Origin of the sequence: Tepidiphilus baoligensis (assembly GCF_012911495.1) — a bacterium.
GTDB lineage: Bacteria > Pseudomonadota > Gammaproteobacteria > Burkholderiales > Rhodocyclaceae > Tepidiphilus > Tepidiphilus olei.
Genome location: NZ_JAAAUB010000003.1, coordinates 79,815 through 105,987, shown reverse-complemented (window position 1 = coordinate 105,987; position 26,173 = coordinate 79,815). Strand labels below are relative to the sequence as shown.

Here is a 26,173-nt window from a genome sequence, read left to right as displayed (position 1 = left end):
GTTTCATTCCCCTGGCCCAGGCCGCTCCGGGGGATCACCCCACAGCAGACGCTGCGGCCGCTCCTCGAGCGAAGCGGTCAAGCGCTCCAGACGGCTCATCGAGGATTCCAGCCGCTGCAGCGCCGCCTCGGCCTCGGGCTGCACGCCGCGTCGCGCCGCCCGCAGTTCCTCTTGCGCCGTCACCGTCGCCTCGCGCAGGGCCGCGGCCGTGCGCTGCAGTTCTCCCAACAGCGCCTGCGCCTCATTCAAGGTCCGCCGCCCATCGGCGGCAAGCGCCGGAGCCTGCGCTGCCGCCTGCTCGAGGGAATCGGCCAGCGCATCGATGCGTTTCTCCTGGGCGGCGAGCGCGGCCATGAAACGGCGAGCGTCGGCCATCGTCGCCGTGAGGTTGGCGAGATTGCCGTCGGAGAGCAGTTTTTGCAGCTGTCGCATCACCCCCTCCACCTGCTCCAGATTCTGCGACAGCGCCACGTCCAGCCGGCGCATCAGCGAAGGCGCCGCGGTAATCACCGCCGGAGAACCGTCCGGCCCCGGCAGCAGGGGAGGCGCGTCGACCGAACCGCCAGACAATTCGATGTAGGACAAGCCCGTCAGCCCCTGGCTGGAGATCGTCGCCTTGGTATCGGTCTTGATCGGTGTTCCCTCGACGATCTCGAGGTCAATCGCCACGCGCTCGGAGTCGACGAGCGTGACCCCCTTGACCCGCCCGACGACGACACCCCGATAGCGCACGAAACTGCCGCGATTGATGCCGGTCACCGATTCGGTCGTCAGCACCCGGTACGGAAGATAGCGGCGTGTATCGACGTCGGCACCCAACCACAGTCCCAAGCCGACGAGGGCCGTGAGTGCCACGACGACGAACACGCCGACGATCACATAAGGAACGCGCGATTCCACGTCTGGTCAGCGCCGCGACGCACGTCTCATGCAAAAACCTCGTGCAAGAACTCGCGCAGGATCGCCCAGGAGCGCGCGTCGGCCGAGGGGCTGTAGACGGTACCGAAGGAAGGATCGTTCGCTTCCGGCAGAGTGAAGGCGTGCATGGTGTTGCCGAAGGCATGCAGCTGCCAGTCGGCGCCCGATTCCGTCATTTCCTTGGCGAAGTCCACCACCATGTTCGGCGGCACCATGGGATCGTCCCAGCCGTGCAGCGCCAGCACCTTGGACTTGATCTTCTTGCCGGCGGTGTTGCCCGGCGGCGTGAAGAGACCGTGGAAACTCGCCACCCCGCGCACATCGGCCCCGGTGCGTGCCAGATCGAGCACCGTGAGCCCCCCAAAGCAGAAACCGATCGCCGCGATCCGGTCGGCATCGACTTCGGGCTGGGCACGAAGGGTCTCGATCGCCTTGGCGATACGCCCCTGCAGCTTCGCACGATCCTCGATGAAGGGCGTCATCAGCTTCGCGTTCTCTTCCTTGCTCGTGCCGAGCACCCCTTTGCCGTACATATCGATGGCAAAGCCGACGTAGCCCTGCATCGCGAGCTGACGCGCTTTTTCACACTCGAATGCGGTACGTCCGGCCCAGGCATGCGCCACGGCCACGGCCGGACGCCTGCCCGTAATCGCATCGTCCCACGCCAGGAAGCCTTCGAGCGTAGTGCCCTCGTGTGTGTATTCCACCAAACGCGTGCGTATCGTCATCTCGTTCCTCCTCTGGGCAGGAAATCCTTGCGGGCCAAATAACCCTCGATATATGTTAGCACCGCCCTCCCCTGCTGACCACCGCTGCGTCTCGGACCGATTCACGGCTGCGCCCTGCCTCGGCCACCAACCATTGACGAAATGCTGCCAGCGCTTGGCGTTCGGCCTTGCGCTCGGGCACGATCAGGTAATAAGCGCGGCGGCTCACGAAGCTGCGATTGCAGGGAATCATCAGCTCTCCGGTGGCGGGCTCCAGCGTGCCCGCCCCCTGGTCGGACATCACCGCCAAGGTATCGCGCTCCAGCGCCTCGAGCCGCAGCACCATCGTCAAAGGCATTCGCTTGAGCATCCCCTACCCTCACGCAATGAGCACAACACACCGGTCGATGCATAAAAAGCGCTTGTCGGCGGGAGATTCCCTTTATACCATACCAAAACATCACACCCGACCCGCCAAAGGAGAACCTCATGTCCGCTCACCGCCCCACTTTCGACTGGCAAGATCCGCTGCTGCTCGACGCCCAGCTCACCGAAACGGAACGCCTCGTACGCGACACGGCTCATGATTACGCCCAAGAAAAACTCATGCCGCGAGTCCGCGACGCCTTTCGCCACGAAAAAATCGACCCGACGATCTTCCGTGAAATGGGCGAGCTGGGCCTGCTCGGCCCGACCATCCCTGAAGAATACGGTGGTGCGGGGCTCAACTACGTCGCCTATGGGCTCATCGCCCGCGAGATCGAATACGTCGACTCGGGCTACCGTTCGATGATGAGCGTGCAGAGTTCGCTCGTGATGGTCCCCATCCACGAATTCGGCACTGAATCGCAAAAGCGCAAGTACCTGCCCAAACTCGCCCGCGGCGAATGGATCGGCTGTTTCGGGCTCACCGAGCCCAACCACGGCTCCGACCCGGGGGGGATGGAGAGCCGGGCGCGCCGCGTCGACGGCGGTTATCTGCTGTCGGGCAACAAGATGTGGATCACCAACAGCCCCATCGCCGACGTCTTCGTCGTCTGGGCCAAAGACGACGAGGGACAGATCCGCGGGTTCATCCTGGAGAAAGGCTGGAAAGGGCTCTCGGCACCGATCATCCACGGCAAGGTGGGGCTTCGCGCCTCGATCACCGGCGAAATCGTCATGGACGAGGTCTTCGTGCCCGAGGAAAACGTCTTCCCCGAAGTCCGCGGCCTCAAGGGCCCCTTCACCTGCCTGAACTCCGCCCGTTTCGGCATCGCTTGGGGTGCGCTGGGCGCGGCCCAGGCCTGCTACGAAACCGCCCGCAACTACGTGCTCGAACGCAAGCAGTTCGGCCGGCCGCTCGCCGCCAACCAGCTCATCCAGAAAAAGCTCGCCGACATGTGCACCGAGATCGCCCTCGGGCTGCAGACGGTGCTGCGCATCGGGCGGATGAAGGACGAAGGCATCGCGGCCGTCGAACTCACTTCCATCGTCAAACGCAATTCCTGCGGCAAGGCGCTCGACATCGCCCGCACCGCCCGCGACATGCTCGGTGGCAACGGCATCAGCGACGAATACTGCGTGGCGCGCCACCTCGTCAACCTCGAAGTGGTCAATACCTACGAGGGCACGCACGACATCCACGCCCTCATCCTCGGCCGTGCCATCACCGGCATCGCCGCCTTTGCCAACTGAGCCAGGGAATCGCGACGATGGACCTGGCCCTCTCCCACCTGCGCGTACTCGATCTCTCGCGCGTGCTGGCCGGCCCCTGGGCGAGCCAGCTGCTCGCCGATCTGGGTGCCGACGTCATCAAGATCGAAAAGCCCGGCAGCGGCGACGACACCCGTACCTGGGGGCCGCCGTGGTGGAAGGGAACCGGTGAAGACGAGGAAAAAGTAGCCGCCTACTTCCTGTGCGCGAACCGCAACAAACGCTCGCTCACCGTCGATCTCACCCGCCCCGAAGGCCAGGAGATCATACGGCGCCTGGTCGAAGAGGCCGACGTCGTCATCGAAAATTTCAAGGTGGGGACGCTGGCGCGCTACGGCCTGGATTACGCCAACCTCTCGGCGCGCAACCCCCGGCTCGTGTATTGCTCCATCACCGGTTTCGGCCAGACCGGTCCCTATGCGCCCCGGGCGGGATACGATTTCCTCATCCAGGGCATGGGCGGCCTCATGAGCATCACGGGCCGGCCCGACCACGAACCCGGCGGCGGGCCGATGAAGGTGGGCGTGGCGCTCACCGACATCCTCACCGGCCTCTACGCCGCCAATGCCATCCTCGCCGCGCTTGCCTGGCGCGAACGCAGCGGCCGCGGCCAATACATCGACATGGCACTCCTCGACGTGCAGGTCGCCTGCCTCGCCAACCAGGCGCTCAACTACCTCACCACCAGCCAGGATCCTCCCCGGCTGGGCAACGCCCACCCCAACATCGTCCCCTACCAGGATTTCCCCACCGCCGACGGCTGGATGATCCTGGCGATCGGCAACGATGGTCAATTCGCCCGTTTCTGTGCCGAAGCAGGGGTGCCGGAGCTCGCCGCCGACCCGCGCTATGCCACCAACCCGGCGCGCGTCGCCCACCGCGCCGAGCTCATCCCGCGCCTGCAGGAGCTCACCCGCACGCGCAGCACCGATGCCTGGATCGCCGCCCTGGAGCGGGCCGGAGTCCCCTGCGGCCCCATCAATCCCCTCTCCCGGGTCTTCGCCGACCCCCAGGTACGCGCCCGCGGCATGGCGCTGCGCCTGCCCCACGAGCGGCTGGGCGAGGTACCCCAGGTCGCCAACCCCATGCGCCTGTCGGCCACGCCCCCAGCCTACCGCGGTGCTCCACCGCTCCTGGGTGAGCACACCGCCGAAGTGCTGCGCGAGGTGCTCGGGATGGACGAGGCCGAAATATCGTCGCTGCAGGCCAAAGGCATCGTGTGAACGGCGAGCGGCTTTGCAATTTTTGCTCCCATTACCTACACTGATGCGACCGCGACTTCACGAACGCAAGGGCGAAGCAGAAAAGCTACCGCAACAGAAACACCATTCACACGGAAGGGGCGCCGCGCAAAACCCTCCTTGGCGTTTACCGCCGGGCCGGGCGCCTCGAGTGCCGTATGCAAATTCAATATCATATGGGTAAGCACGCATGTGAGCCCTGGAAAATGCCGCCATGCAGTCGCGCAGTCGCTCATTCGGAGCATCCGACTAACGCTCCGCAGTAGGCACCAAAATCCCACAAGGACTGGTTTGCGCCCCGTTCTCACGAGGAACCATCATGACGAACTCCCTCCCCTCCTACCTCGATCGCTCCCACCTCGGCCCTTGGGAAGTCTTCCTCGAACAGGTCGACCGCGTGCACCCTCACCTCGGCGAACTGGGCTACTGGATCGAAACCCTCAAACGACCCAAGCGTATCCTCATCGTCGACATCCCGGTGAAGATGGACGACGGTTCGATCCGGCACTTCGAAGGCTACCGCGTCCACCACAACACCTCGCGCGGGCCCGGCAAGGGCGGGGTGCGCTATCACCAGGACGTCACGCTCTCCGAGGTGATGGCGCTCGCCGGCTGGATGACGATCAAGAACGCCGTGATCGGTCTTCCTTTCGGGGGAGCCAAGGGAGGGGTACGGGTCGATCCCCGCACCCTGACCCGGGGTGAACTGGAGCGCCTCACTCGCCGCTACACCAGCGAGATCGGCGTACTCATCGGCCCGGACAAGGACATCCCTGCGCCGGACGTCAACACCAACGAGCAGATCATGGCCTGGATGATGGATACCTACTCCATCAACCAGGGGCGGACGGTGATGGGTGTGGTCACCGGCAAGCCGGTCAGCCTCGGTGGCAGCCTGGGCCGGCGCGAAGCCACCGGTCGCGGCGTCTTCATCGTCGGGCGCAGCGCGGCGCGCAAACTCGGCCTGGATCTGGCTGGCGCTCGTGTCACCATCCAGGGCTACGGCAACGTCGGGGCTACCGCCGCCCGTTGTTTCGCCTCGGCCGGCGCAAAAATCGTCGCCCTGCAAGACGTCACCGGCACGATCCACAACGGTGACGGCATCGACCTCGACGCCCTGCAGCACTGGCTCGACGGCGGGGGTACCCTGGGGCGGTTCCCGGGGGCCACGACGATCGCGAACGAAGACCTCTGGTCGGTCGAAACGGACATCCTCGTTCCGGCCGCCCTCGAAGGCCAGATCGACCGGCACAACGCCATGGACATCAAGGCGCGGCTCATCCTCGAAGGCGCCAACGGCCCCACCACGCCCGAAGCCGACGACATCCTCACCTCCCGCGGGGTGACCATCGTGCCCGACGTACTCACCAATGCCGGCGGGGTCACGGTGAGCTATTTCGAGTGGGTGCAGGATTTCTCCAGTTTCTTCTGGACCGAGCAGGAGATCAACGAACGGCTCGAGCGCATCCTCAGCGAAGCCTTCGAGGCCGTATGGAAAGCCGCGCAAGAACACCGCGTGACGCTGCGCACCGCCGCCTATATCCTCGCCTGCCGGCGCGTGCTCGAGGCACGGCAGCTGCGCGGCATTTATCCCTAACTGCACTGAAGGTAATCCTCATGAATCTCAAAGACCCTTCCCTCTTCCGTACCCAAGCCTACATCGACGGGCGCTGGGTCGATGCCGACGACGGTGCCGTGCTCACCGTACGCAACCCCGCCGATGGCAGCGTGCTCGGTACCGTGCCCAAGATGGGCGCTACCGAGACGCGCCGCGCGATCGAGGCGGCCAACGCCGCCTGGCCGGCCTGGCGCGCCCTCACCGCCGGGGCGCGCGCCCGCATCCTGCGCCGCTGGTTCGACCTCATCGTCGAAAACCAGGAAGACTTGGCCCTGATCATGACCTCGGAGCAGGGCAAACCTTTGACCGAGGCACGCGGCGAAGTGCTCTATGCCGCTTCCTTCATCGAGTGGTTCGCCGAAGAGGGCAAGCGCATCTACGGTGACGTCATTCCGCCGCATCAGACCGACAAGCGCATCGTCGTCACCAAGGAGCCGATCGGTGTGTGCGGCGCGATCACCCCCTGGAATTTCCCCTCTGCCATGATCACCCGCAAGGCTGGGCCGGCACTCGCCGCCGGCTGCCCCATGGTGCTCAAGCCCGCGAGCCAAACCCCGTACTCGGCCCTGGCGCTGGCGGTGCTCGCCGAACGAGCCGGCGTACCGGCAGGCGTGTTCAACGTCGTCACCGGTTCGGCCACGGCCATCGGCGGTGAGCTCACCGCCAATCCCACCGTGCGCAAGCTCTCGTTTACCGGCTCCACCGAGATCGGCATCAAACTCATGGCGCAGTGCGCCCCCACCCTGAAAAAACTTTCGCTCGAGCTCGGTGGCAATGCGCCATTCATCGTCTTCGACGATGCCGATCTCGACGCCGCCGTGCAGGGGGCTCTCGCCTCGAAATACCGCAACACGGGCCAGACCTGCGTGTGCGCGAACCGTCTGCTCGTGCAAGACGGCGTCTATGAGCGTTTCGCCACCAAGCTCGCCGAGGCCGTCTCCCGGCTCAAGGTCGGCCCGGGGCTCGCCGAAGGCACCAACCAGGGGCCCCTGATCGACGAGAACGCCGTGCGCAAGGTCGAGGAGCACATCGCCGACGCCGTGAGCAAAGGGGCACGCATCGTGCTTGGCGGCAAGCGCCATCCCCTGGGCGGGACCTTTTTCGAGCCGACCATCCTCGCCGACGTCACGCCCGAGATGAAAGTCGCACGCGAGGAGACCTTCGGTCCGGTAGCGCCGCTCTTCCGTTTCCACACCGAGGAAGAAGCCATTCGCATGGCCAACGATACCGAGTATGGGCTAGCCGCTTACTTCTACACCGAATCCTCGAGCCGCGTCTGGCGCGTGGGCGGAGCGCTCGAATACGGCATCGTCGGCATCAACACCGGTCTCATCTCGACCGAAGTCGCCCCATTTGGCGGCATGAAAGCCTCCGGTATCGGGCGCGAGGGCTCCAAATACGGCATCGAGGAATATATAGAGATCAAGTACATGTGCATCGGCGGCATCTGATGGTGCCGCGGCGCGCGGCGGCTCACCCCCCCGCCCGCGCCGAGAAGTACGCCCGCAGCTCCGGCTCCGGCCGCTGGGCCGCTCCTCGGCCGTCCCCACGGCCAATACCTTCTTTCGGGCGAGGAAGACGACGAGGTCGCTCGCGCCGAAGATCGAGTCGAGATCGTGCGTGATCTGGAAGATCGTCACGCCCAGGGCATCGCGCAACTCCAACACGAGCCGGTCGAATGCCCGGGCGCTCACCGGATCGAGCCCCGAGGTCGGCTCGTCGAGAAAGAGAATCTCGGGATCGAGCGCGAGCGCCCGGGCGAGCGCCGCGCGCTTGGTCATGCCGCCGGAGAGTTCTCGCGGATGGCGATGCACCGCGTCCGCGTCCAACCCTGCAAGCTGGATTTTGAGCATGGCCAGTTCCTCGCGCAGCCGTAGGGGCAAGCGGGTATGTTCGGCAAGCGGCAGCATCACGTTCTCCAATACCGTGAGGGAGGTGAAGAGCGCCCCCTGCTGGAACATAACCCCCAGGCGCAGCTGCAGCCGGATACGCTCCGCGCGCCCGAGAGAGGCCACGTCCCGCCCCAGGAGTCGGATGGACCCCGTCGCCGGGCGCGTGAGCATGATGAGGTTGTTGAGGAGCACCGTCTTGCCGCTGCCGCTGCCCCCGACGAGCGAGACCACCTTGCCGCGCGGCACGACCAGGTCGAGCCCCTCGTGGACCACGTGTTTGCCGAAGCGGTTGCACAGGCCATGTACCTCGATCGCGGGCGTCTCTTCGCTTCCCTCGCTCATAGCCCCAGCCGCCGAAAGACGATGGAGAAGATCGCATCGAGCACGATCACCCAGAAGATGGATTGCACCACGCTGGAGGTGGTCGCCCGCCCCACTTCGAGCGCCGAGCCACGCACGCTCATGCCCGCTTGGCAGCCGATGAGGGCGATCGCCATGGCGAACACCGGCGTTTTCGCCAAACCCACCCAGTAGTGCGCATGCCCGAGCCGGCCCAAGCGCTGTAGCCCGACGCTCCAATCCAGCCCGAACCCGCCCGTAGCCACCACCATCCCGCCGAAGAGTCCAGCGGCGTTGGCTAGCGTCGTGAGCAGTGGCAGGGCGATCGCCAGGGCCACGAAGCGCGGAATCACCAACATCTCAGCCGGCGGCAGGGCCAGCGAGCGCAGCGCGTCGATCTCCTGGGTGACGCGCATCGATCCGAGCTGGGCGGCATAGCTCGAGCCGGTGCGACCGGCCACGATGATCGCCGCGATCAACGGCCCCATTTCGCGCAATACGACGACGCCGATCATGTCGGCGATGAAGACGTTGGCCCCGAAGCGATCGAGCGTCACGCCCGCCTGGTAGGCGAGCACCACGCCGATGAGAAAGGAGAGCAGCGCCACGATGGGCACCGCCCGCACGCCGGCTGCCTCCAGCTCCACGATCACCTCGCGCCAGCGGATGCGCCAAGGACGCACGAGCAAAGGCAGAAAGTGGACCGTGACCTCGCCGATGAACGCAAGCAACGCAAAAAAATGACGGACGACGTCGATGGCAGACTTGCCGATGGAAGCGAAGCCAGAAAAAGGCGCGGGCGCGGGCGGCGGCGTACGCTGAGCCACGCGGTCGATGAGGGCGAGCGTTGCCCGCCATACCTCCGGCAGAGACGAATGATCCAGCACGCGCCCCTTGGACTCAGCCAGGGCAGCGACGTGTTCCACCACCAGGGCTCCCACGGTGTCGAGCTCGGCCCCTGGTGCTACCTCGAGGCGAACCGGCCCCGCGGGCAGAGCATCCAGCGCCTGCGCGACCGCTTTGAGGAGTGCGTCGGCCTTCACCCCGGCCGCCGTCCACGACCCGTCGAGAACGAGGCTTGGCGGCTCGTTCGTCCAACGTACGTGGGCACCGGCAGAATCAGTGATCTCGTCCATGGGGCTATGATACGCGAGATGGCGGAAGGCAGCAGGAGTCGAACCTACCTGGGAGCGTCGGACGCCCCCAACCGGGTTTGAAGCCCGGCCGTGCCACCGGACACGGATGCCTTCCTTTCCAAAGCTTATTGTACCGATTACAGCGCGACGGCAACCGGGTACATCAGGTCGCACCCCGCTAGAATCTCAGATCTCGGAAAATGGCGCCGTCGACTCGCCGCGCAACAGGTGCGCATCCTGGCCGCGGCGCTGCACCCGGCGGGTGTAGCCGATGCGATCGAAGAATTCCAGGATCTGCACCGCCCGCTTGCGCCCCAGCCCCGTGGCGTCGCGAAAACGCGCCGCTTGCACGCCCCCCTCGGCCGCGGCGAGCTCGGCGGCGATCGCCGCGAGCTCTCGCACCCGCCGGGGGGCGTAGAAGAGATCCCTGACCACCTGCGCCGCCTCGCCGCGGCGTGCGAGCTTGCGCAGCAGGGTGCGCACCGTCTCCTCCGGCACTCCTTCCGCGCGCGCCAGATCTCGCACCCAAGGCGGATCGAAGCCGCCCGCTTCGAGCCGGGCGAGGAGCCGCGCCGCGAGCGCCTCCTCTTCGGGTGCGAGCCTGGCGGCATGCCCTGGCAGGTGCCACCAGGGGCCGCTGCGCGCCACCTTGCCTTGGCTCGCCAGCGCGTCGAGCACCCCCTGCCACAGCGGCTCGGGAATGAGCGCGTCGACCATGCGGCGCAGGCGCTGCGTGTCCACGCCGGGGTCGTCGGGCACGCGTTCGTGCTGGCGCGCGAGCACGGCGAGCACCCGATCGGCGAGCGCCTCCCAGTGCTCGGGCAGAATCCAGGCCGCGCCTCGAGCGCCCTGCACCCGCAGCGCCTCGGGCGGCAGCACCGCCGCCGAGATCGGCGCCGCGAGTAGCCGCTCCAGCAGCGCCTCGTCCACGCCATAGGGCGCCTGAGCCAGTAGCGGTCCGAGCCCCTCGCCTTCGAGCAAGCGCGTGATCGCCTCGAGCCAGGCTCGGCGCCGCGGCGAACGCCGCTTGCGCTCAGGCGCATAAGGGTCGAGCACACGGCCGCCGCCCAGGGTGCGGTTCGCCTGGGCGTTGCGGACGATGAAGCGATCACCCGGGGCGGCACACAGCGGCGCCTCGAAAACCAGCTGCACCAGCCCCCGTCCACCGGATGACAGGAGATCGCCTTCGAGCGGCACGACGTACGCGAGCCGGTGCGCCGCACCGAGGTGGACATGCACCGGCGTGCGCACGCCGAGCGCCGGTGCGTCCGCGGCGAGCGCGAGTTCCACGTCGAGATGGCGCGTGGGCAAGAAACAGCGTGCATCCGCGATCCAGTCGCCGCGCGAAATGGCCTCCTTCGCCACGCCCGGTAGATTCAGGGCACAACGCTCGCCGGCCGCGGCGCGCTCGCTCGGTCGGTTCTGGGCATGGATGCTGCGCACGCGCACCGGCAGATTTGCCGGCATGAGCCGCAGTTCCTCGGATCCGCCCAAGGCGTAGCATCCCCCATGGACCGTACCGGTCACCACCGTGCCCACGCCGGCGAGCGTAAACGCGCGGTCGACCGCCAAACGAAAGAATCCCTCGCGACGGCGCGCGGCGACGCTCCTCGCCTCGCGTTCCAGATGCGCGCGCAGCGCCGCCGTGCCCTCGTCTCCCGGCTCCTGCGCCCGCACGGCGAAGACCGGCGCCCCTTCGAGAAAGGTGCCGGCGATGAGCGCAGCGATTTCGTCCCGAACCTGCGTCAGGCGCGAGGCATCGACGCGATCGGCCTTGGTGAGCGCGACCGCCCCGCGCGTCACGCCCAGCCAGCCGAGGATGGCAAGGTGCTCGCGCGTCTGCGGCATCACCCCATCGTCGGCGGCCACCACCAAGAGCGCGAAGTCGATGCCGCTCGCCCCCGCGGCCATGGTATGCACCAAGCGCTCATGACCGGGCACGTCGATGAAACCGAGTACTTCCCCGTCGTCGAGCGGCAGATAGGCATAACCCAACTCGATGGTGATGCCGCGTGCCTTCTCCTCGGCGAGCCGGTCGGTGTCGACGCCGGTGAGCGCCTTGACCAGCGTCGTCTTGCCGTGGTCGATGTGCCCCGCCGTGCCGACGATCATGGCCGCAATTCCGCCAATTGGGTGAGGAAGGCGGCCTCGTCGGCCTCGCCCAGACAGCGCAGGTCCCACCACAGCGCCTCGTCGGCCACGCGCCCGAGCACCGGGCGCGGCAGCGCACGCAGCGCCGCCTCGAGCCGCGACAAGGAACGCCCCGCACGCTTGCCCACCGGGCGAATCACCAGGCCGTGACTGGGCAGGCGCTCCACCGGCAACGCCCCGCTGCCGATCTGGCTCGCCATGGCAGCCTCGCTGACGACGAATCCCTCGCCCAGGGCCCGTTGGACCGGCTCGCGCAAGCGCGCCGCCTGAGCGGCCATGGCCGAAGCGGGACGCGTGAGGAGCCGCAGCGTCGGCAGACGTTCGGCGAGAAACTCCGGCTCACGGTAGAGCCGCAACGTCGCCTCCAACGCCGCCAGGGTGAGCTTGCCCACCCGCAGCGCTCGTTTGAGCGGATCCTTCTTGATGCGGCGGATCAGATCCGCTCGCCCGACGAGGAAACCGGTCTGAGGGCCACCCAGCAGCTTGTCGCCGCTGAAAGTGACCAGATCGGCGCCAGCGGCGACGGTTTCGCGCACTGTCGGCTCTGCCGGCAGCCCCCAGGCGGCGAGATCGACGAGGGTACCGCTGCCCAGATCGACCCCCAGCGGCAAGCCGTGGGCGTGCGCGATCTCCGCCGCCTCGGCCACCGGGACGCTCTTGGTGAAGCCCGTAATGGCATAGTTGCTGCAATGCACTTTCAGCAGCATCGCCGTACGCGGTCCGATCGCTTCGGCATAGTCGTGGGGATGGGTACGGTTGGTGGTGCCCACCTCGACGAGGCGGGCGCCGGCGCGTTTCATGATGTCGGGAATGCGGAAAGCGCCGCCGATCTCCACCAGCTCTCCACGCGAAACCACCACTTCGCGCCGCTTGGCGAGCGCATCGAGGGCGAGCAGCACCGCCGCGGCATTGTTGTTGACCACGGTGGCTGCCTCGGCGCCGGTGAGCTCGCGCACGAGTTCTTCCACCAGCGTATCGCGGTCGCCCCGACCGCCCCCCTCGAGGTCGAATTCCAGCGCCGCCGGGGCCGTCATCGCCTGTACCACGGCGCGCACCGCCTCGTCGGCGAGAATCGCCCGTCCGAGATTGGTGTGCAGTACCGTCCCGGTGAGGTTGAAGACGGTGCGCAGACGCGGCCTATCCTGCGCCTGCAGAGTCTCCTGCACACAGGCGGCGATCGCCTCGGGTCGCAGCGCATCGAGGGCAAGCGCACCCTCCTGCGCCCGCACCCGCAGCGTTGCCAGATGTGCGCGGGAAACGGCCAGCACCCGCGTGCGGCCGTGGGCCGCGAGCAGGGCGGCGAAGGCGGGCGAAGCCAGCAGCCGTTCGAGCGAAGGGATGTCGCTCGCCGCGGCAGATTCAGCACGAACCTTCGTCACGCGAACCACAGCAAGGGATTGGCGCTCGCGCGCACGTACCCGGCCTCTCCCATCAACACGTCGAGCGCGAAACTGGCGAGATCGTCGGCCACCGCATCCACCTCCAGATCTTTCTCCTGGTAGAAAATCTTACGATAGCTGTGGCAGGCATCGCAAGATTCGGCCTTGATCGCCTCGGAACCCCCTTCGAGGTGGTGATAAGCCACCGAGCGGGTGTCCTCGCAGTGGCTGCACTTGACGCGCACCATGTGCCACTCACTTGCGCACAGGCCGCAGTGCAAATAGCGCAGACCGTCGCTCGCCGCCCCCACGCGCACGATACTCGCCACCGGCAGGCTGCCGCACACGGGGCAGACACGCGAGGGCACCGCGGCCGGCACCGCCGCCGGCGGCAGGCGGCTCGCCCGCTCGGTCCAATACACCTGCAGCGCCGCCATGAGAAAAGGCGCTGCGCCCACGTCCCCCGGTTCTTCCCCGGCAAGGAGCGCCTGGACGAGCGCATCGAGCCGCTGCGGCTCGGCAGTGAGCGCTTGCTCGAGTCGCGCCACCGTCGCCCGCGGTGCCTCCCTGAGCTCTTGGGTCGACAAGGCCGTAAGCACCGCCCGCAGCGCCTCGCGCCACAGGCCCTCGATCGGTCCCTCGCAGGGAAGCGGCGGCATGCCGTGCGTGCGCGCGAGCGAGAGTCGATTCTCGTCGGGCAAGGGCGCGGTGAAAGCGCCGAGCGCCTCGTGCTGGGCCTGGGCGAGTTTCGCCATCAAGGCGAGATATTCCCCCAGGGAATTCCCCTCGGCCAGATGACGCAGGCGCGCCGCGCGCTCGGCGAATACCTGGCGTGAGGGCAGGCGCAGCCGCGGCAAGGCGTTGCGCTCCAGCCCCTCGATCTCACCGCGTAACAATATGCGTTGCAAGCCGTTCTCCCTTACTTGTTGGCACCCTTGACCATCTGTCTGAACCAGGCGCGATGATGCCGCCAGGCCCAGCCCCAGGTCACGTCGCCCCGCGTCATTGCGCGCACCGAACCCTTCACCCAGATGGCCGCGTAGATGTGCACGATGATGGACGTGATGGCCACGAAAGCGCACAGCGCATGCACCACCGCCGCCAACCGCACGGTCCCTACGGAAAAAGCGAACCATTCACGCCACAATCCAATGCCTGAGAGAAAGAGCCCCACCGCGCTCAACACCAGCACGTAGAAGAGAAGCTTTTGCAAGGCGTTGTAGCGCCCCACCTCGGGCAGCCGCTCCTCGCGGTTGGCGAGCACGTCTGGGAACTGCTTCAACCACTGTGCGTCCTTCGCCTCCCAGGCGTTGTGCCGCGCCAGACGCAGGGCGAGCAGAGCGAAACAGACGAAGAACACCACCCCGATATACGGATGCAGCACCCTCGCCCAGTACCCGCCACCGAGCAAATGGCTCAGGAAGAAAAAAGCCGGGTGATAGAAAGCCAAACCCGAGAGCGCGAGCAAGATGAAGGTGATCGCCACCACCCAGTGATTGCTGCGCTCGCTGGCGCTGTAGCGCGGTAGGGTCCGCGGCCGGGCCGTCTCACTCATGGGACACCTCCTTCTCGGCGTTGCGCTCGTCTTCCTCGCTCGTCTCGGCCGGACCGACGCGCATGTAATGGAAAAACCCGACCAAGGCGGCGAGCGCCATCGCCGCCATGCTCAAGGGCTTGGCCACCCCTTTCCACAGCGACACGGCCGGGCTGATCTGCGGATCCTTCGGCAGCCCGCTGTAGAGGGTGGGCTGGTCTGCATGGTGCAGCACGTACATCACGTGCGTACCGCCCACGCCGGCGGGATCGTAGAGCCCGGCGTTGGCGTAGCCGCGGGATTTGAGGTCGGCGATGCGCGCCTGGGCGTGCTCCGTCATTACCTCTTTCGTGCCGAACTCGATCGCGCCCGTGGGACAGGTCTTGACGCAGGCCGGCTCCTGCCCCACGGCGACACGGTCGGAACACAGGGTGCACTTGTACGCCTTGTGGTCCTTCTTCGAGATGCGCGGTACGTTGAAGGGGCAGCCGGTGACGCAGTAACCGCAGCCGATACAGTGCTCCTGGTGGAAATCCACGATGCCGTTGGCGTACTGCACGATCGCCCCGGGCGAAGGGCATGCCTTCAGGCATCCCGGATCCTCGCAGTGCATACAGCCATCCTTGCGGATGAGCCACTCGAGATCCCCTTGAGGAGTCTCGTATTCGGCAAACCGCATCACCGTCCACGAATGCTCGGTGAGATCGGCCGGATTGTCATAGACCCCGACGTTGGTACCGACCTCGTCGCGCAGGTCGTTCCACTCCATGCACGCCGTCTGGCACGCCTTGCAGCCGATGCACTTGGAGACGTCGATGAGCTTGGCCACCGCGCCCACGCTCGGCTCGCGCACCGAAGGGGTGGGCGACGTGGTGGCGGAGCGCCGCTTGATGTCGAGAGATTGCAATGCCATGGCTGCGCTCCTATGCCTTTTCCACTTTCACGAGGAAGGACTTGAATTCCGGCGTCTGGATGTTGCCATCGCCCACCGACGGCGTGAGCGTGTTCGCCAGAAATCCCGGTTTGGTGAGGCCGGTAAACCCCCAGTGGATCGGGATACCCACCTGATGCACCGTCTTGCCCTCGATCGTCAGCGGTCGGATGCGCTTGGTCACCAAAGCGACCGCCTTGATGTAGCCGCGCTTGGAAGAGACCTTGACCTGCTGACCATTGGTGATGCCCAGCTCCTTGGCGAGCGCCTCGCCGATCTCGACGAACTGCTCCGGTTGGACGATGTTGTTGAGCAACACGTGCTTCGTCCAGTAGTGGAAGTGCTCGGTGAGCCGGTAGGTGGTCGCCACGTGCGGAAATTCCTCCACCTTGCCCATGTCGGCGAGGTCGCGCGCGAACACCCGAGCCGCCGGGTTGCTGGTGGCCGCCGGCGTGTTCGGATGCAACGGGTTGTAGCCGAGCGGCGTCTCGAACGGCTCGTAGTGCTCGGGGAACGGTCCCTCGGCCATGCCGGCGCGGGCGAAGAAGCGCGCCACCCCTTCGGGATTCATGATGAAGGGGCCCATGCCGGTCTCGGGCGGCTCGTCGGCCTTGTAGTCCGGCACGTCCGCTCCGGTCCAGGCCCTCCCGTTCCAGTAGATGAGCTTGCGCTGCGGATCGAACGGACGCCCTTGCAGGTCGGCCGAGGCACGGTTGTAGAGGATGCGCCGGTTCGCCGGCCAAGCCCAGGCCCAGCCGAGCGTCTGGCCGATACCGGTGGGGTCGCTGTTGTCGCGCCGCGCCATCAGGTTCCCGTTTGGCCCCCAGCACCCTGCGAAGATCCAGCAGCCACAGGCGGTGCTGCCGTCGTCGCGCAACTCGGCGAACCCGGCGAGCTGCTCGCCGGCGCGACGCACGATCTTCGTCGGATCCTTCGCGTCGGGCAGATCGACCAGGGCCTTGCCGGAGTACTCCTTGGCGAGCTCCTCGGGCGTAGGACGGGCTGCGTTGACGTAGGGCCACGAGAGATCGAGGATGGGGTCGGGGAAGACCCCGCCCTCGCGGCGGTAGCGCTCGCGGATACGCAGGAAGAGCTCGGCCATGATTTCGATGTCGCTGCGCGCCTCGCCTGGTGGTTCCGCCCCCTTCCAGTGCCATTGCAGCCAACGCCCAGAATTGACGAGCGAGCCGTCTTCCTCGGCGAAACAGGTGGTGGGCAAGCGGAACACCTCGGTCTGGATCTTCGAGGGATCGACGGGGTTCGATTCGCCCACGTTGCGCCAGAATTCCGAGGTCTCGGTGGCCAGCGGATCCATCACTACCAGGTACTTGAGCTTGGCGAGCCCCTCCAGCACCTTGACCTTGTTCGGCGCCGCCGCCAGCGGGTTGAACCCCTGGCAGATATAGCCGTTCATCTTGCCCTGTGCCATGAGCTCGATGACTTGCAGCAAGTCGTAGGGCTTGTCCAGCTTGGGCAGGTAATCGTAGGCCCAGTTGTTCTCGGCCGTGGCGGCTTTCCCCCACCAGGCTTTCATGAGGCTCACGAAGAACTTGGGATAGTTCTGCCAGTAGCTCATCTGGTTGGGGCGCAGCGGCTTGAGCGTGCGTGCAGCCAGATACTGCGGCAGTTCCTGCTCGGCTTCGTTGGGCAGCGTGAGATAGCCGGGCAGTAGGTTGGACATCAGCCCCAGGTCGGTGAGCCCTTGGATGTTGGAGTGCCCGCGCAGCGCGTTGATCCCTCCGCCGGGCATGCCGATATTGCCCAAGAGCAACTGCATCATCGCCGCCGTACGGATGATCTGCGCTCCGATCGAGTGCTGCGCCCAGCCGAGTGCATAGAGGATGGTGGCGACGCGGTTGGCCGGCGCGGTGGAGGCGAGCATCTCGCAGATCTGCAGGAATTTCGCCTGCGGCGTACCGCAGACGCGCTCGACCATTTCCGGCGTGTAGCGCGCATAGTGCTGCTTCATGAGCTGATAGACGCAGCGCGGATGCTGCAAGGTGGGATCGGTTTTGACGTAGCCGTCCTCGCCGCGCTCATAGTCCCAGCTCGATTTGTCGTAGCGGCGCTTTTCGGGGTTATAGCCGGAGAAAAGGCCGTTCTCGAACGAGAAGTCTTCCCGCACGATGAACGACAGATCGGTGTAATTGCGCACGTATTCGTGCTGGATCTGGTCTTTTTCCAGCAGATAGCGAATCACCCCACCGAGGAAGACGATGTCGGTGCCAGTGCGGATCGGCGCATAGACGTCGGCCACCGAAGCCGAACGCGTGAAGCGCGGATCGACGACGATGAGCTTGGCACCACGGTGCGCCTTGGCTTCGGTCACCCATTTGAATCCACAGGGGTGCGCCTCGGCGGCGTTACCGCCCATGATGAGGATGATGTCGGCGTTCTTGATGTCGACCCAATGGTTCGTCATCGCTCCACGGCCAAACGTCGGGGCAAGACCTGCCACCGTCGGGCCGTGTCAGACACGCGCCTGGTTGTCGAACGCGAGCATCCCCAAACTGCGCACGACCTTGTGCGTCAGATAGGCGGTTTCATTGCTGGACGCCGACGCTGCGAGCATGCCGGTGGTGAGCCAGCGATTGACGGTCTTGCCCTCGGCGGTCTTTTCGACGAAATTGGCGTCGCGATCGGCTTTCATCAACGCGGCGATGCGATCGAGGGCTTCGTCCCAGGAGATCGTCTGCCATTTGTCCGAACCCGGCGCACGGTACTGCGGCTGCTTGAGACGGTTCGGGCTGTGAATGAAATCGATGAGCGAGGCGCCTTTCGGGCACAGCGTGCCCCGATTAACTGGATGGTCGGCATCCCCCTCGATATGCACGATGGTGGCCTTGGCGTTCTTCGCGCCATCACCCAAGCCGTACATCAGGATTCCGCATCCCACCGAGCAGTAGGGACAGGTGTTGCGCGTCTCGGTCATGCGCGCGAGCTTGTATTGGCGCACTTCGGCCAGAGCCGCCTGTGGCGCCAGACCCAGCGCCGCCATGCTCGATCCCGAGAGCATGGCAGCGCTGACCTTGAAGAACTGCCTTCGGTTCATCCCGTTCATGGGTCTCCCCTGGGGTTGTTTTTTTACCCGCGGCGGTCCGTTTTGGGTACCGCCCCCTTTACTCGCCCGAACGGCCCCGCCAGGGAAGTCCGCCAAGGTCGAGTCGCGATCGACACTGCCGCGATTTTCGCTTTGTAGGGCATCGATCGGACCCTGTCAACCCCGCGCCAAGTAAGGAAAACCCTGAGACCCGGGCCTATACTGAGTATCTCGTCGCCTTGAGAGAACACTGATGAAAGCGATGCTCCTCACCCGTCCCGGCGCGGCGCTCGAATGCGTCGAGCGCCCTTCCCCTCGGCCCGGCCCTGGTGAGATCCGGCTGAAAGTGCTCGCCTGTGCCGTGTGCCGCACCGACCTGCACGTGATCGACGGCGAGCTGCCCCACCCCAAGCTGCCGCTCGTGCTCGGCCATGAGATCGTCGGGCGCGTGCTCGAAGTGGGCGCTGGAGTGACGCGCTTTCGCGTGGGCGATCGCGTGGGGGTGCCTTGGCTCGGCGGCGCCTGCGGGCATTGCCGCTACTGCCGGCGCGGGCAGGAGAACCTGTGTGAATCGGCCGTCTTCACCGGCTACACGCGCGACGGAGGTTTTGCCGAGGAGACGCTGGCCGACGCCCGCTTCTGCTTTCCCATCCCCGAACGCTACGGCGACGCCGAAGCCACGCCTCTGCTGTGCGCCGGGCTCATCGGCTGGCGTACCTACGCCAAGGCGGGTGCGAATCCCGAACGCGTCGGTATCTACGGTTTCGGTGCGGCGGCGCACCTCATCGCCCAGGTGGCCATTCACCAAGGCAAGCGCATCTACGCCTTCACCCGCCCCGGGGACGTCGCCGCCCAGGAATTCGCCCGCCGTCTGGGTGCATGCTGGGCCGGAGGTTCGGACGAACTGCCGCCCGAACCGCTCGATGCCGCGCTCATCTTCGCACCTGTGGGCGAGCTCGTACCGCAGGCGCTGCGCGCTACCGACAAAGGCGGCACGGTGGTGTGCGGCGGCATCCACATGAGCGACATCCCCTCCTTTCCCTACCGCTGGCTGTGGGAAGAGCGCACGCTCACCTCGGTAGCTAATCTCACACGGGCCGATGGTGAAGCCTTCATGCAGCTCGCCGCCGAAGTGCCGCTGCATCCGGCCGTCACCTGCTATCCCCTGACGGCGGCCAACGAAGCCATCGCCGACTTGCGCGCGGGTCGCGTGAATGGCGCAGCGGTGCTCATTCCGTAACCAGATGATCCACCCGGCTATAGACCGTCGCCTCTCGGCCGCGCACGAAGCCCAGCAGCGTGATGCCCGCCTCCTCGGCCAAGCGCACCGCCAAGGCCGTGGGCGCGGACACCGCCGCGAGCACGCCGATGCCGGCCACCGCCGCTTTCTGCACCAGCTCGAAACTCGCTCGGCTCGACATCAGCGCGATCGCCGCGCCCCCCGGGCGGAGCAACCCGGCGCGCGCCGCCGCTCCGATCGCCTTGTCGAGCGCGTTGTGCCGACCCACGTCCTCGCGCACCACCAAGAGCGCGCCATCGGCCGCGGCAAGCGCCGCCGCATGGGTCGCACCGGTGGCCCCATGCAAGGGTTGACGTGCGCGTAGGGCATGCATGGCCGAGAGCACGGCCGCAAGCGGTACGACCCCGCCCTGCGGCACGCGCGGCACCGGCCGCACCGCCTCGGTGAGCGACTCGATGCCGCACAGGCCGCAACCCGTGCGCCCACTCAAGACACGTCGCCGCGCTTTGAGGTGCACGAAGCGCTCGCTGGCGATCTCCAGCCGCACGATCACGCCCGCCTGATTCGATTCGAGTTCGAGCTCGTAGAGCTCGGCCGGCGCCTCGACGATCCCCTCGGTGAGCGAGAATCCCAAGGCGAAGTCTTCCAGGTCGGCAGGCGTGGCGAGCATCGTCGCATAGGCGATCCCGTTGTATTCGAGCGCCACCGGCGTTTCCTCGGCGAGCACGTCTTGCTCGGGGAAATGCTCGAGCCGAGCGTCGTGCACGCGAAACACCGCCTCATGGATTCGCACTCCCTCTGCCGTACCGCGTTCGTCATTTACCATGCGCTTTTATTCCCTCCCCCCCCTTTGCCGAACCATTACACCGTCCTTCTTCTGCACCCCGCAGCGGCTATCGTCTACAATGCGCAAACGAGCGAAGACATCTTCAAATATTTTTCATCATCGCAATAGGAGGAGTTCCCATGTCCCACGTCGTCAAAGTAGTCTTCGGGCCCGGTCGGGAATACGAGTTCTACACCAATTCGGAGGCCGTCGAAGCGCTCGATCGCAACGTCGCCAAAGAATGGCTGGTGCGTGAAATGGAAGCGCTCGAGTGCGATCAACCCAACCCGATGGGCAAGGTGCTCGTGGTCGACCTGATTCTCAACCTCGCCAAATGCGCGGGTGAAGCACGCTTTGCCGAAGGCGGAGAATGGTCCCAGACCTTCGCGCAGGTCGTGGCGCGCCTGCTCGATCGCCCTGTCTCGCGCATCGACGTCGAGAATTTCACCGTGGGGTGATGCACCCGCTCAAGGTGCGGCGCGGCCGATTCGGGCAATCGCCAGGGCGGCAAGAAAATTCAGATCTTCCTGCACCGGTCGGCCCTGATCGTCGAAGCCGCGCCACTCGCGCACTTCGATGTCGAGCAAGCCGCACAAGGTGGTGAAATCGGCCACGGTGAAGAAACGCACGTTGGGCGTATTGAACCACTGGTGCGGCAGGCTCTCCGACACGGGCATGCGTCCCTCGAGGATGCTCTTGCGGTGTTTCCAAAACGCGAAGTTGGGAAAGCTCACGATCGCCTCACGCCCCACACGCAACATCTCCCGCAAGATGCCTTGGGTATTGTGCATGGCCTGCAGCGCCTGGCTCATGATGACGTGGTCGAAATGCCCGTCCTGCAGGTCGGCGAGCCCCTCGTCGAGGTCGCTTTGGATGACGTTGATGCCACGCTCGATGCAGGCGACGATACGGGCCGGATCGTTCTCGATGCCGTAACCCACCACCCCCTTGGTGTCGATGAGATGGCGCAGCAGCACCCCGTCGCCGCAGCCCAGGTCGAGCACGCGCTCGCCCGGCGCGATCCATTCGGTGAGCGCCAGCAGGTCGGGGCGCAGCGTCGGCGCACGGTGCACGGTTTCGCGGTCGGAAGTCGCCATGGTCACACCTCGATCCGATTGAAATAAGCGCGCAGCACCGCATGGTAGCGCGGATGCTCCAGCAGGAAGGAATCGTGCCCGGCCTTGCTGTCGATCTCGGCGTAACACACGTCTTTTCCCGAGTGCACCAGGGCCGAGACGATCTCGCGGCTACGCGCCGGCGAGAAGCGCCAGTCGGTGGTAAACGCCACCACGAGGAAGGCCGCCTCGGCGCGCGCGAGGGCCGCCGCCAGATCGCCGCCGTAGTCGGCCGCCGGATCGTAGTAGTCCAACGCCCGCGTGGTGAGGAGATAGGTATTCGCATCGAAGAACCGGGCGAACTTGTCCCCTTGATAGCGTAGATAAGATTCGATTTCGAATTCGGTGTCGTACGAATAGCGGGTGATCCCATGGCGCAAAGCACGTCCGAATTTCTCGGCCATGGCGTCGTCGGAAAGGTAGGTGATGTGCCCGATCATACGCGCCAGTCTCAATCCCTGCTTGGGCACCACGCCGTGCTCGTAGTAGTTGCCGCCGTGGAAATCGGGGTCCGAGAGGATGGCCTGGCGCGCCACCTCGTTGAAGGCGATGTTCTGCGCCGAGAGCTTGGGCGCGGTGGCGATCGCCAGCACGTGGCGCACGCGCTCGGGATGCTGCAGCGACCAGGAGAGCGCCTGCATGCCGCCGAGCGACCCCCCGATCACCGCGGCGAAGCGCTCGATACCCAGCCGATCGGCGAGCCGCGCTTGGGCATTGACCCAATCCTCCACCGTCACGAAGGGAAAGTCCGCCCCCCAGGGTTTGCCGGTGGCCGGATTGATCGACACCGGCCCGGTCGAGCCGAAACAGCCTCCGAGATTGTTCACCCCGATGACGAAGAATTTCTCGGTGTCGAGCGGCTTGCCCGGTCCGACGAGGTTGTCCCACCAGCCGACGTTGTGCGGGTCGTCACGATAGACCCCGGCGACGTGGTGCGAACCCGACAGCGCATGGCACACGAGCACGGCGTTGCTGCGCGCGGCATTCAGCGTCCCGTAGGTTTCATAGACCAGGTCGTACTGCGGCAGGACCCTTCCGGCCTTGAGTGGTAGCGGTTCGTCGAAATGCGCTTTTTGCGCCTCGACGAACCCCACGGAACGAGGATGCTTCATGCGGCGGCTCCCGTAGACGAAAAAGCCCAGCGACATGCGGGCGCCGGGCGATCCCGCTTTAGCTGCATTTGTAAGGCGCCCGCAAGCTGAGGCTCAAATCGGCGCCATGTGGATCGAACCATAGCGCGCCCCCCGGGCGATGTCAAGGTGAGCGCACGACGCTGACGCAGCATGGTTTGACACTGCGGCATCACGATCATTATAATGAACCTTGTTAGCTAGCCAATAATTACGATGAACACTACCAACAATTTCGGCGTTCTGCTGCACGAAGTCGCCCGCTACTGGCGGGCCGAGCTCGACCGGCGTCTGCGCCATCTGGGCCTGTCGCAATCGCAATGGCTGGTGCTGATCAAGCTGCCCGACGAAGGCATGACGCAGACCGTGCTCGCGCGCAAAGTCGGCATCGAAGGCTCTACGCTCGTGCGCCTGCTCGACCGTCTGCAGGCCAACGGCTGGGTCGAGCGGCAAGACGTCCCCGGCGATCGACGCGCCAAGCGTGTCGTCCCCACTGCCAAGGCCAAGGCGCTGCAGCATGAAGTCGCCGTGATCGCCCAGGAGCTGCGCGAGCAGTTGCTCGAAGGCATCGAGCCGGAGTGCGTCGCCATCGCCGCCAAGGTGCTATCGCAGCTGCGCCAGAAGCTCGAGAACCTCCATGATTGACCGCGTCAAATCCGTCTTTGCCGGGCATCCCCGGCTGCGTCGCGTGCTGTTGATCCTCGTCTCGCTCGTCCTGCTCGCGTGGATCGCCAGCATCGTCCACTACCGCCTCACCCACATCAAAGAGACCGACGCTCGCGTGGCGGCCGAAATGATCACCATCGCCCCACGCTTGGCGGGCTGGCTGGTCGAACGCCCCGTGATGGAAGGCGATCTCATCCGCAAAGGTCAAGTACTGGCGGTGCTCTATCGTGAGCCCTCCCACTTGAAGGTCCGCGCGCAAGAAGCGGCGCTGGCTGCCACCGAAAAGGAAATCGAACGCTTGGAGAGCCTGCTCGCCGAACGGCGTGCCGTGACCCGAGCCGCCGTACAAGAAGCCGACAGCGGTGTGAAGACGGCCGAAGAGGCGCTCAAGGCGGCACAGATCGAGCGCAGCAACGCTGAGAGCGACTATCGGCGCAACGCGGCCCTGGTAAAACTGCGCGCCGTTCCCGAGCAGCAGGCCGAACACGCCGAGAACGCCTACAAAATCGCCACACAGAACGAAGCCAGCGCCCGGGCCCAGCTCGACGCAGCCAAGGCACGGCTCGCCAAGGCCCAAGCCGACGCCTTGCTCGGCTCGCTCGAGCGGCAGCACGAACAGGCGAACGTGCATCGCGATCAAGTACGCGCCGAACTCGACCTCGCCCGGCTCGATCTCGAAGACCTCATCCTCACCGCCCCCGTCGATGGCGTAGTCGACCGCACTTTCGCCAACGTGGGTGATTATGTCGCGGCGAGCCAGCGCGTGATGCTCATCCACGATCCCGACAATGTCTGGGTGGAAGCCAACATCAAGGAGACCAAGATCGCCGACGTGCGCCCCGGTCAAGCGGTGGACGTGACGGTCGACGCGCTGCCCGGCCGGGTCTTCCACGGCGAAGTCTGGCTCATCGGCAACGCCGCCACCAGCGCCTTTCAGCTCTTGCCCAACCCCAATCCTTCGGGCAACTTCACCAAGATCACCCAGCGCATCCCGGTACGCATCCGCGTGAAGCAGGAAGACGGACTCCTCAAGCCCGGCATGATGGCCGTCATCTCGATCGATGTCCGCCACTGACGAACTTTCCGGTTTCTTCGAACGGTTTGGGTCGGCCTATCGCTGGCTCGTCATCACGACCACGCTCATGGGCACGATCACGGTCGTGCTCTCCTCGACCATCGTCAACGTGGCGCTACCCGACATCATGGGCGCTTTCGGCATCGGCCAGGACCAGGCGCAATGGATGTCGACCGGGTTCCTCGCGGCGATGACCGCCTCCATGCTCATCAACGCCTGGCTCAACGACGCGATCGGCATCCGCGCCACTTTCGTCGGTTCGATGGCGCTCTTCGCCGCCGCCTCGGTGCTCGGCGGACTCGCTCCCAACGAGAACGTGCTCACCTTCGCCCGCGTCGCCCAGGGGGTCGCGGCCGGCATCATCCAGCCGCTGGCGATGATCATGATCTTCCGCGTCTTTCCGCCGGAAGAACGCGGTACCGCCATGGGCATCTACGGCATCGGCGTGGTGCTCGCCCCGGCGATCGGCCCCGTGCTGGGCGGCTGGCTCATCGACAACTACGACTGGCGCTACGTCTTCTACATGGGCCTGCCCACCTCTTTCGTGGGCATGCTGTTGGGCACCGTCTTCCTGCCTACCCGACTGAGCGGCGTCAAGCGCCGCAGTTTCGATGCCTTCGGCTTCGTGCTGCTCACCGCCTTCCTCGTCACTTCCCTCTATGCGCTCGCCAATGGACAACGCGAAGGATGGGATTCTGATGTCATCGTCGGTACGGCAACGCTGAGCGTGGCCTTTTTCCTCGCTTTCGTCGCCTGGCTCGCGCGTCGCGCCGAACCTCTGGTGAGCCTGCGCGTTTTCTCGTTCGGTCGCTACAGTGCCGCCTCGCTCGTCGCCTTCCTCTATGGGGCGGGGCTGTACGGGTCGACCTACCTCGTTCCGCTCTTCCTGCAGACCGTGCAGGGCTATACGCCGACGCGCTCGGGACTCCTGCTGATGCCCGCCGGACTCATCCTCGGTCTCGTTTTCCCTATCGCCGGCCGGCTCACCGACCGCTTACCCGCCTACTGGCTGGTGTGCGCCGGCCTCTTCCTCTTCGGGATTTCGAACCTCCTGCTCTATGAAATCGACGTCGACGTCTCCTTCTGGGACATGGCGCTGATGGTGCTGCTGGGACGCGTCGGGCTCGGGGTGATGATGCCGGCCTTGAACGCCGGGGCGCTGTCGGCGTTGCCGCCGGAGCTGCTCGCGCAAGGCACGGGTACCATCAACTTCATGCGTCAGCTGGGCGGCGCTTTCGGCGTGAGCCTCTTGTCGGCGGCCGTCGAAATCCGTTTCGCTTTCCATTCCGCCGCCCTGACCGCCACCCAGACCGAGGCCAACGGCACGACGCGCTACGTGATCCAGATGCTCGAGCAGATTCACGCCGTCGCCGGCGTTCCGCCCTCCCATGCCTATCAGGCGGGCGGCGCCTTGAACTTTCTCGACAAGGTGCTCGCGGCCAAAGCCCAGAGCATGGCTTACAGCGACGGGTTCGCCCTCGTCGGCATCGTCTTCCTGCTCTCCCTGTTGCCCGGTTATTTGATGAAAGGCCGCCGCTGA

Annotated in this window: 22 protein-coding genes, 1 tRNA gene and 1 pseudogene; 9 read left to right on the top strand and 15 right to left on the bottom strand. The window is 65.8% G+C overall.

The annotated features are described in order from the left end of the window. Positions 1-3: 3 nt before the first annotated feature. From GV368_RS03430 to GV368_RS03420, 3 genes are read right to left on the bottom strand one after another with little or no spacing between them, the layout of a single operon-like run. Positions 4-900: an MlaD family protein gene (locus GV368_RS03430; protein ID WP_169115454.1), complete on the bottom strand. Its 897-nt coding sequence runs from the start codon at positions 898-900 to the stop codon at positions 4-6. Positions 901-926: 26 nt separating this feature from the next. Further along, the gene (locus GV368_RS03425) at positions 927-1,646 is read right to left on the bottom strand and encodes a dienelactone hydrolase family protein (protein ID WP_169115453.1); all 720 of its coding nucleotides are present in this window, start codon (positions 1,644-1,646) and stop codon (positions 927-929) included. Between the two features lie 55 nt (positions 1,647-1,701). Continuing rightward, on the bottom strand, positions 1,702-1,983 hold the full coding sequence (locus GV368_RS03420; RefSeq protein ID WP_142803956.1) for a type 2 periplasmic-binding domain-containing protein: 282 nt from the start codon (positions 1,981-1,983) through the stop codon (positions 1,702-1,704). Positions 1,984-2,114: 131 nt separating this feature from the next. Here GV368_RS03420 and GV368_RS03415 point away from each other — a divergent pair, with 131 nt between their 5' ends. From GV368_RS03415 to gabD, 4 genes are all read left to right on the top strand, one after another. Further along, the gene (locus tag GV368_RS03415; protein ID WP_169115451.1) at positions 2,115-3,302 is read left to right on the top strand and encodes an acyl-CoA dehydrogenase; all 1,188 of its coding nucleotides are present in this window, start codon (positions 2,115-2,117) and stop codon (positions 3,300-3,302) included. Between the two features lie 17 nt (positions 3,303-3,319). Continuing rightward, a complete protein-coding gene (locus GV368_RS03410) occupies positions 3,320-4,543 on the top strand; it encodes a CaiB/BaiF CoA transferase family protein (protein WP_142803958.1) in 1,224 nt (407 codons plus the stop codon). Between the two features lie 337 nt (positions 4,544-4,880). Further along, complete coding sequence (locus GV368_RS03405) at positions 4,881-6,158, top strand: Glu/Leu/Phe/Val family dehydrogenase (RefSeq protein WP_142803959.1); 1,278 nt, start codon at positions 4,881-4,883, stop codon at positions 6,156-6,158. 20 nt (positions 6,159-6,178) lie between these two features. Beyond that, positions 6,179-7,630, top strand: coding sequence for an NADP-dependent succinate-semialdehyde dehydrogenase (gene gabD, locus GV368_RS03400; RefSeq protein ID WP_194240879.1), 1,452 nt, complete (start codon positions 6,179-6,181; stop codon positions 7,628-7,630). A 315-nt stretch (positions 7,631-7,945) separates the two neighbouring features. On the opposite strand, the pseudogene GV368_RS11245 reads toward gabD, so the two are convergent. The 9 genes and pseudogenes from GV368_RS11245 to fdnG all read right to left on the bottom strand — a co-directional run. Further along, a pseudogene (locus GV368_RS11245) lies at positions 7,946-8,413 on the bottom strand (ABC transporter ATP-binding protein); the annotation flags it as partial. Next, complete coding sequence (locus GV368_RS03390) at positions 8,410-9,546, bottom strand: MlaE family ABC transporter permease (RefSeq protein ID WP_169115449.1); 1,137 nt, start codon at positions 9,544-9,546, stop codon at positions 8,410-8,412. The pseudogene GV368_RS11245 and the gene GV368_RS03390, both read right to left, overlap by 4 nt. Before the next feature lie 19 nt (positions 9,547-9,565). Next, positions 9,566-9,661: transfer RNA gene (locus tag GV368_RS03385), tRNA-Sec, on the bottom strand. A 71-nt stretch (positions 9,662-9,732) separates the two neighbouring features. After that, a complete protein-coding gene (gene selB, locus GV368_RS03380) occupies positions 9,733-11,658 on the bottom strand; it encodes a selenocysteine-specific translation elongation factor (protein ID WP_169115447.1) in 1,926 nt (641 codons plus the stop codon). Continuing rightward, positions 11,655-13,076, bottom strand: a complete 1,422-nt coding sequence (gene selA, locus GV368_RS03375; RefSeq protein ID WP_169115445.1) for an L-seryl-tRNA(Sec) selenium transferase — start codon at positions 13,074-13,076, stop codon at positions 11,655-11,657. The genes selB and selA overlap by 4 nt, the downstream gene beginning before the upstream one ends. Then, positions 13,073-13,984: a formate dehydrogenase accessory protein FdhE gene (gene fdhE, locus GV368_RS03370; RefSeq protein ID WP_169115443.1), complete on the bottom strand. Its 912-nt coding sequence runs from the start codon at positions 13,982-13,984 to the stop codon at positions 13,073-13,075. Before fdhE ends, selA begins: the two co-directional genes overlap by 4 nt. Positions 13,985-13,995: 11 nt before the next feature. Continuing rightward, positions 13,996-14,631: a formate dehydrogenase subunit gamma gene (locus tag GV368_RS03365; RefSeq protein ID WP_142803967.1), complete on the bottom strand. Its 636-nt coding sequence runs from the start codon at positions 14,629-14,631 to the stop codon at positions 13,996-13,998. Further along, the gene (gene fdxH, locus GV368_RS03360) at positions 14,624-15,523 is read right to left on the bottom strand and encodes a formate dehydrogenase subunit beta (RefSeq protein WP_142803968.1); all 900 of its coding nucleotides are present in this window, start codon (positions 15,521-15,523) and stop codon (positions 14,624-14,626) included. Before fdxH ends, GV368_RS03365 begins: the two co-directional genes overlap by 8 nt. Positions 15,524-15,533: 10 nt before the next feature. Continuing rightward, entirely contained in the window at positions 15,534-18,602 is a 3,069-nt protein-coding gene (fdnG, locus tag GV368_RS03355) for a formate dehydrogenase-N subunit alpha (RefSeq protein ID WP_169115441.1), read from the bottom strand. A gap of 232 nt (positions 18,603-18,834) precedes the next feature. Between fdnG and GV368_RS03350 the strand changes: the two genes are divergently transcribed. Then, positions 18,835-19,821: a zinc-dependent alcohol dehydrogenase family protein gene (locus GV368_RS03350; protein WP_169115439.1), complete on the top strand. Its 987-nt coding sequence runs from the start codon at positions 18,835-18,837 to the stop codon at positions 19,819-19,821. Here GV368_RS03350 and fdhD read toward each other — a convergent pair. Next, positions 19,811-20,647 carry a formate dehydrogenase accessory sulfurtransferase FdhD gene (fdhD, locus tag GV368_RS03345; RefSeq protein WP_169115437.1) on the bottom strand — a complete coding sequence of 279 codons (837 nt, stop codon included), beginning with the start codon at positions 20,645-20,647 and terminating at the stop codon, positions 19,811-19,813. The genes GV368_RS03350 and fdhD overlap by 11 nt on opposite strands. A 140-nt stretch (positions 20,648-20,787) precedes the next feature. Here fdhD and GV368_RS03340 point away from each other — a divergent pair, with 140 nt between their 5' ends. Continuing rightward, positions 20,788-21,105, top strand: a complete 318-nt coding sequence (locus tag GV368_RS03340) for a hypothetical protein (RefSeq protein WP_169115435.1) — start codon at positions 20,788-20,790, stop codon at positions 21,103-21,105. Positions 21,106-21,114: 9 nt separating this feature from the next. Here the strand turns inward: GV368_RS03340 and metW are convergent, their stop codons facing one another. Then, positions 21,115-21,744: a methionine biosynthesis protein MetW gene (metW, locus tag GV368_RS03335; RefSeq protein WP_142803973.1), complete on the bottom strand. Its 630-nt coding sequence runs from the start codon at positions 21,742-21,744 to the stop codon at positions 21,115-21,117. Positions 21,745-21,746: 2 nt separating this feature from the next. Then, positions 21,747-22,874: a homoserine O-succinyltransferase MetX gene (gene metX / locus GV368_RS03330; RefSeq protein WP_142809632.1), complete on the bottom strand. Its 1,128-nt coding sequence runs from the start codon at positions 22,872-22,874 to the stop codon at positions 21,747-21,749. Positions 22,875-23,108: 234 nt separating this feature from the next. Between metX and GV368_RS03325 the strand changes: the two genes are divergently transcribed. Genes GV368_RS03325 through GV368_RS03315 form a run of 3 tightly spaced genes read left to right on the top strand, consistent with a single transcriptional unit; the run spans position 23,109 to position 26,173 of the window. Beyond that, a complete protein-coding gene (locus GV368_RS03325) occupies positions 23,109-23,537 on the top strand; it encodes a MarR family winged helix-turn-helix transcriptional regulator (protein WP_169115433.1) in 429 nt (142 codons plus the stop codon). Then, positions 23,530-24,633, top strand: coding sequence for an HlyD family secretion protein (locus GV368_RS03320; protein WP_142803976.1), 1,104 nt, complete (start codon positions 23,530-23,532; stop codon positions 24,631-24,633). The genes GV368_RS03325 and GV368_RS03320 overlap by 8 nt, the downstream gene beginning before the upstream one ends. Next, positions 24,620-26,173, top strand: a complete 1,554-nt coding sequence (locus GV368_RS03315) for a DHA2 family efflux MFS transporter permease subunit (protein WP_142803977.1) — start codon at positions 24,620-24,622, stop codon at positions 26,171-26,173. Before GV368_RS03320 ends, GV368_RS03315 begins: the two co-directional genes overlap by 14 nt.

What these genes read in the sequence shown, in the direction of transcription:
- GV368_RS03320 (WP_142803976.1), top strand. Translation starts at nt 23,530, where the DNA reads ATGATTGACCGCGTCAAATCCGTCTTTGCCGGGCATCCCCGGCTGCGT.
- GV368_RS03420 (WP_142803956.1), bottom strand. Translation starts at nt 1,983, where the DNA reads ATGCCTTTGACGATGGTGCTGCGGCTCGAGGCGCTGGAGCGCGATACC.
- GV368_RS03325 (WP_169115433.1), top strand. Translation starts at nt 23,109, where the DNA reads ATGAACACTACCAACAATTTCGGCGTTCTGCTGCACGAAGTCGCCCGC.
- GV368_RS03410 (WP_142803958.1), top strand. Translation starts at nt 3,320, where the DNA reads ATGGACCTGGCCCTCTCCCACCTGCGCGTACTCGATCTCTCGCGCGTG.
- GV368_RS03350 (WP_169115439.1), top strand. Translation starts at nt 18,835, where the DNA reads ATGAAAGCGATGCTCCTCACCCGTCCCGGCGCGGCGCTCGAATGCGTC.
- gabD (WP_194240879.1), top strand. Translation starts at nt 6,179, where the DNA reads ATGAATCTCAAAGACCCTTCCCTCTTCCGTACCCAAGCCTACATCGAC.
- fdxH (WP_142803968.1), bottom strand. Translation starts at nt 15,523, where the DNA reads ATGGCATTGCAATCTCTCGACATCAAGCGGCGCTCCGCCACCACGTCG.
- GV368_RS03315 (WP_142803977.1), top strand. Translation starts at nt 24,620, where the DNA reads ATGTCCGCCACTGACGAACTTTCCGGTTTCTTCGAACGGTTTGGGTCG.
- GV368_RS03405 (WP_142803959.1), top strand. Translation starts at nt 4,881, where the DNA reads ATGACGAACTCCCTCCCCTCCTACCTCGATCGCTCCCACCTCGGCCCT.
- fdhD (WP_169115437.1), bottom strand. Translation starts at nt 20,647, where the DNA reads ATGGTAAATGACGAACGCGGTACGGCAGAGGGAGTGCGAATCCATGAG.
- GV368_RS03390 (WP_169115449.1), bottom strand. Translation starts at nt 9,546, where the DNA reads ATGGACGAGATCACTGATTCTGCCGGTGCCCACGTACGTTGGACGAAC.
- selB (WP_169115447.1), bottom strand. Translation starts at nt 11,658, where the DNA reads ATGATCGTCGGCACGGCGGGGCACATCGACCACGGCAAGACGACGCTG.
- GV368_RS03415 (WP_169115451.1), top strand. Translation starts at nt 2,115, where the DNA reads ATGTCCGCTCACCGCCCCACTTTCGACTGGCAAGATCCGCTGCTGCTC.
- metW (WP_142803973.1), bottom strand. Translation starts at nt 21,744, where the DNA reads ATGGCGACTTCCGACCGCGAAACCGTGCACCGTGCGCCGACGCTGCGC.
- metX (WP_142809632.1), bottom strand. Translation starts at nt 22,874, where the DNA reads ATGAAGCATCCTCGTTCCGTGGGGTTCGTCGAGGCGCAAAAAGCGCAT.
- GV368_RS03425 (WP_169115453.1), bottom strand. Translation starts at nt 1,646, where the DNA reads ATGACGATACGCACGCGTTTGGTGGAATACACACACGAGGGCACTACG.
- GV368_RS03340 (WP_169115435.1), top strand. Translation starts at nt 20,788, where the DNA reads ATGTCCCACGTCGTCAAAGTAGTCTTCGGGCCCGGTCGGGAATACGAG.
- GV368_RS03365 (WP_142803967.1), bottom strand. Translation starts at nt 14,631, where the DNA reads ATGAGTGAGACGGCCCGGCCGCGGACCCTACCGCGCTACAGCGCCAGC.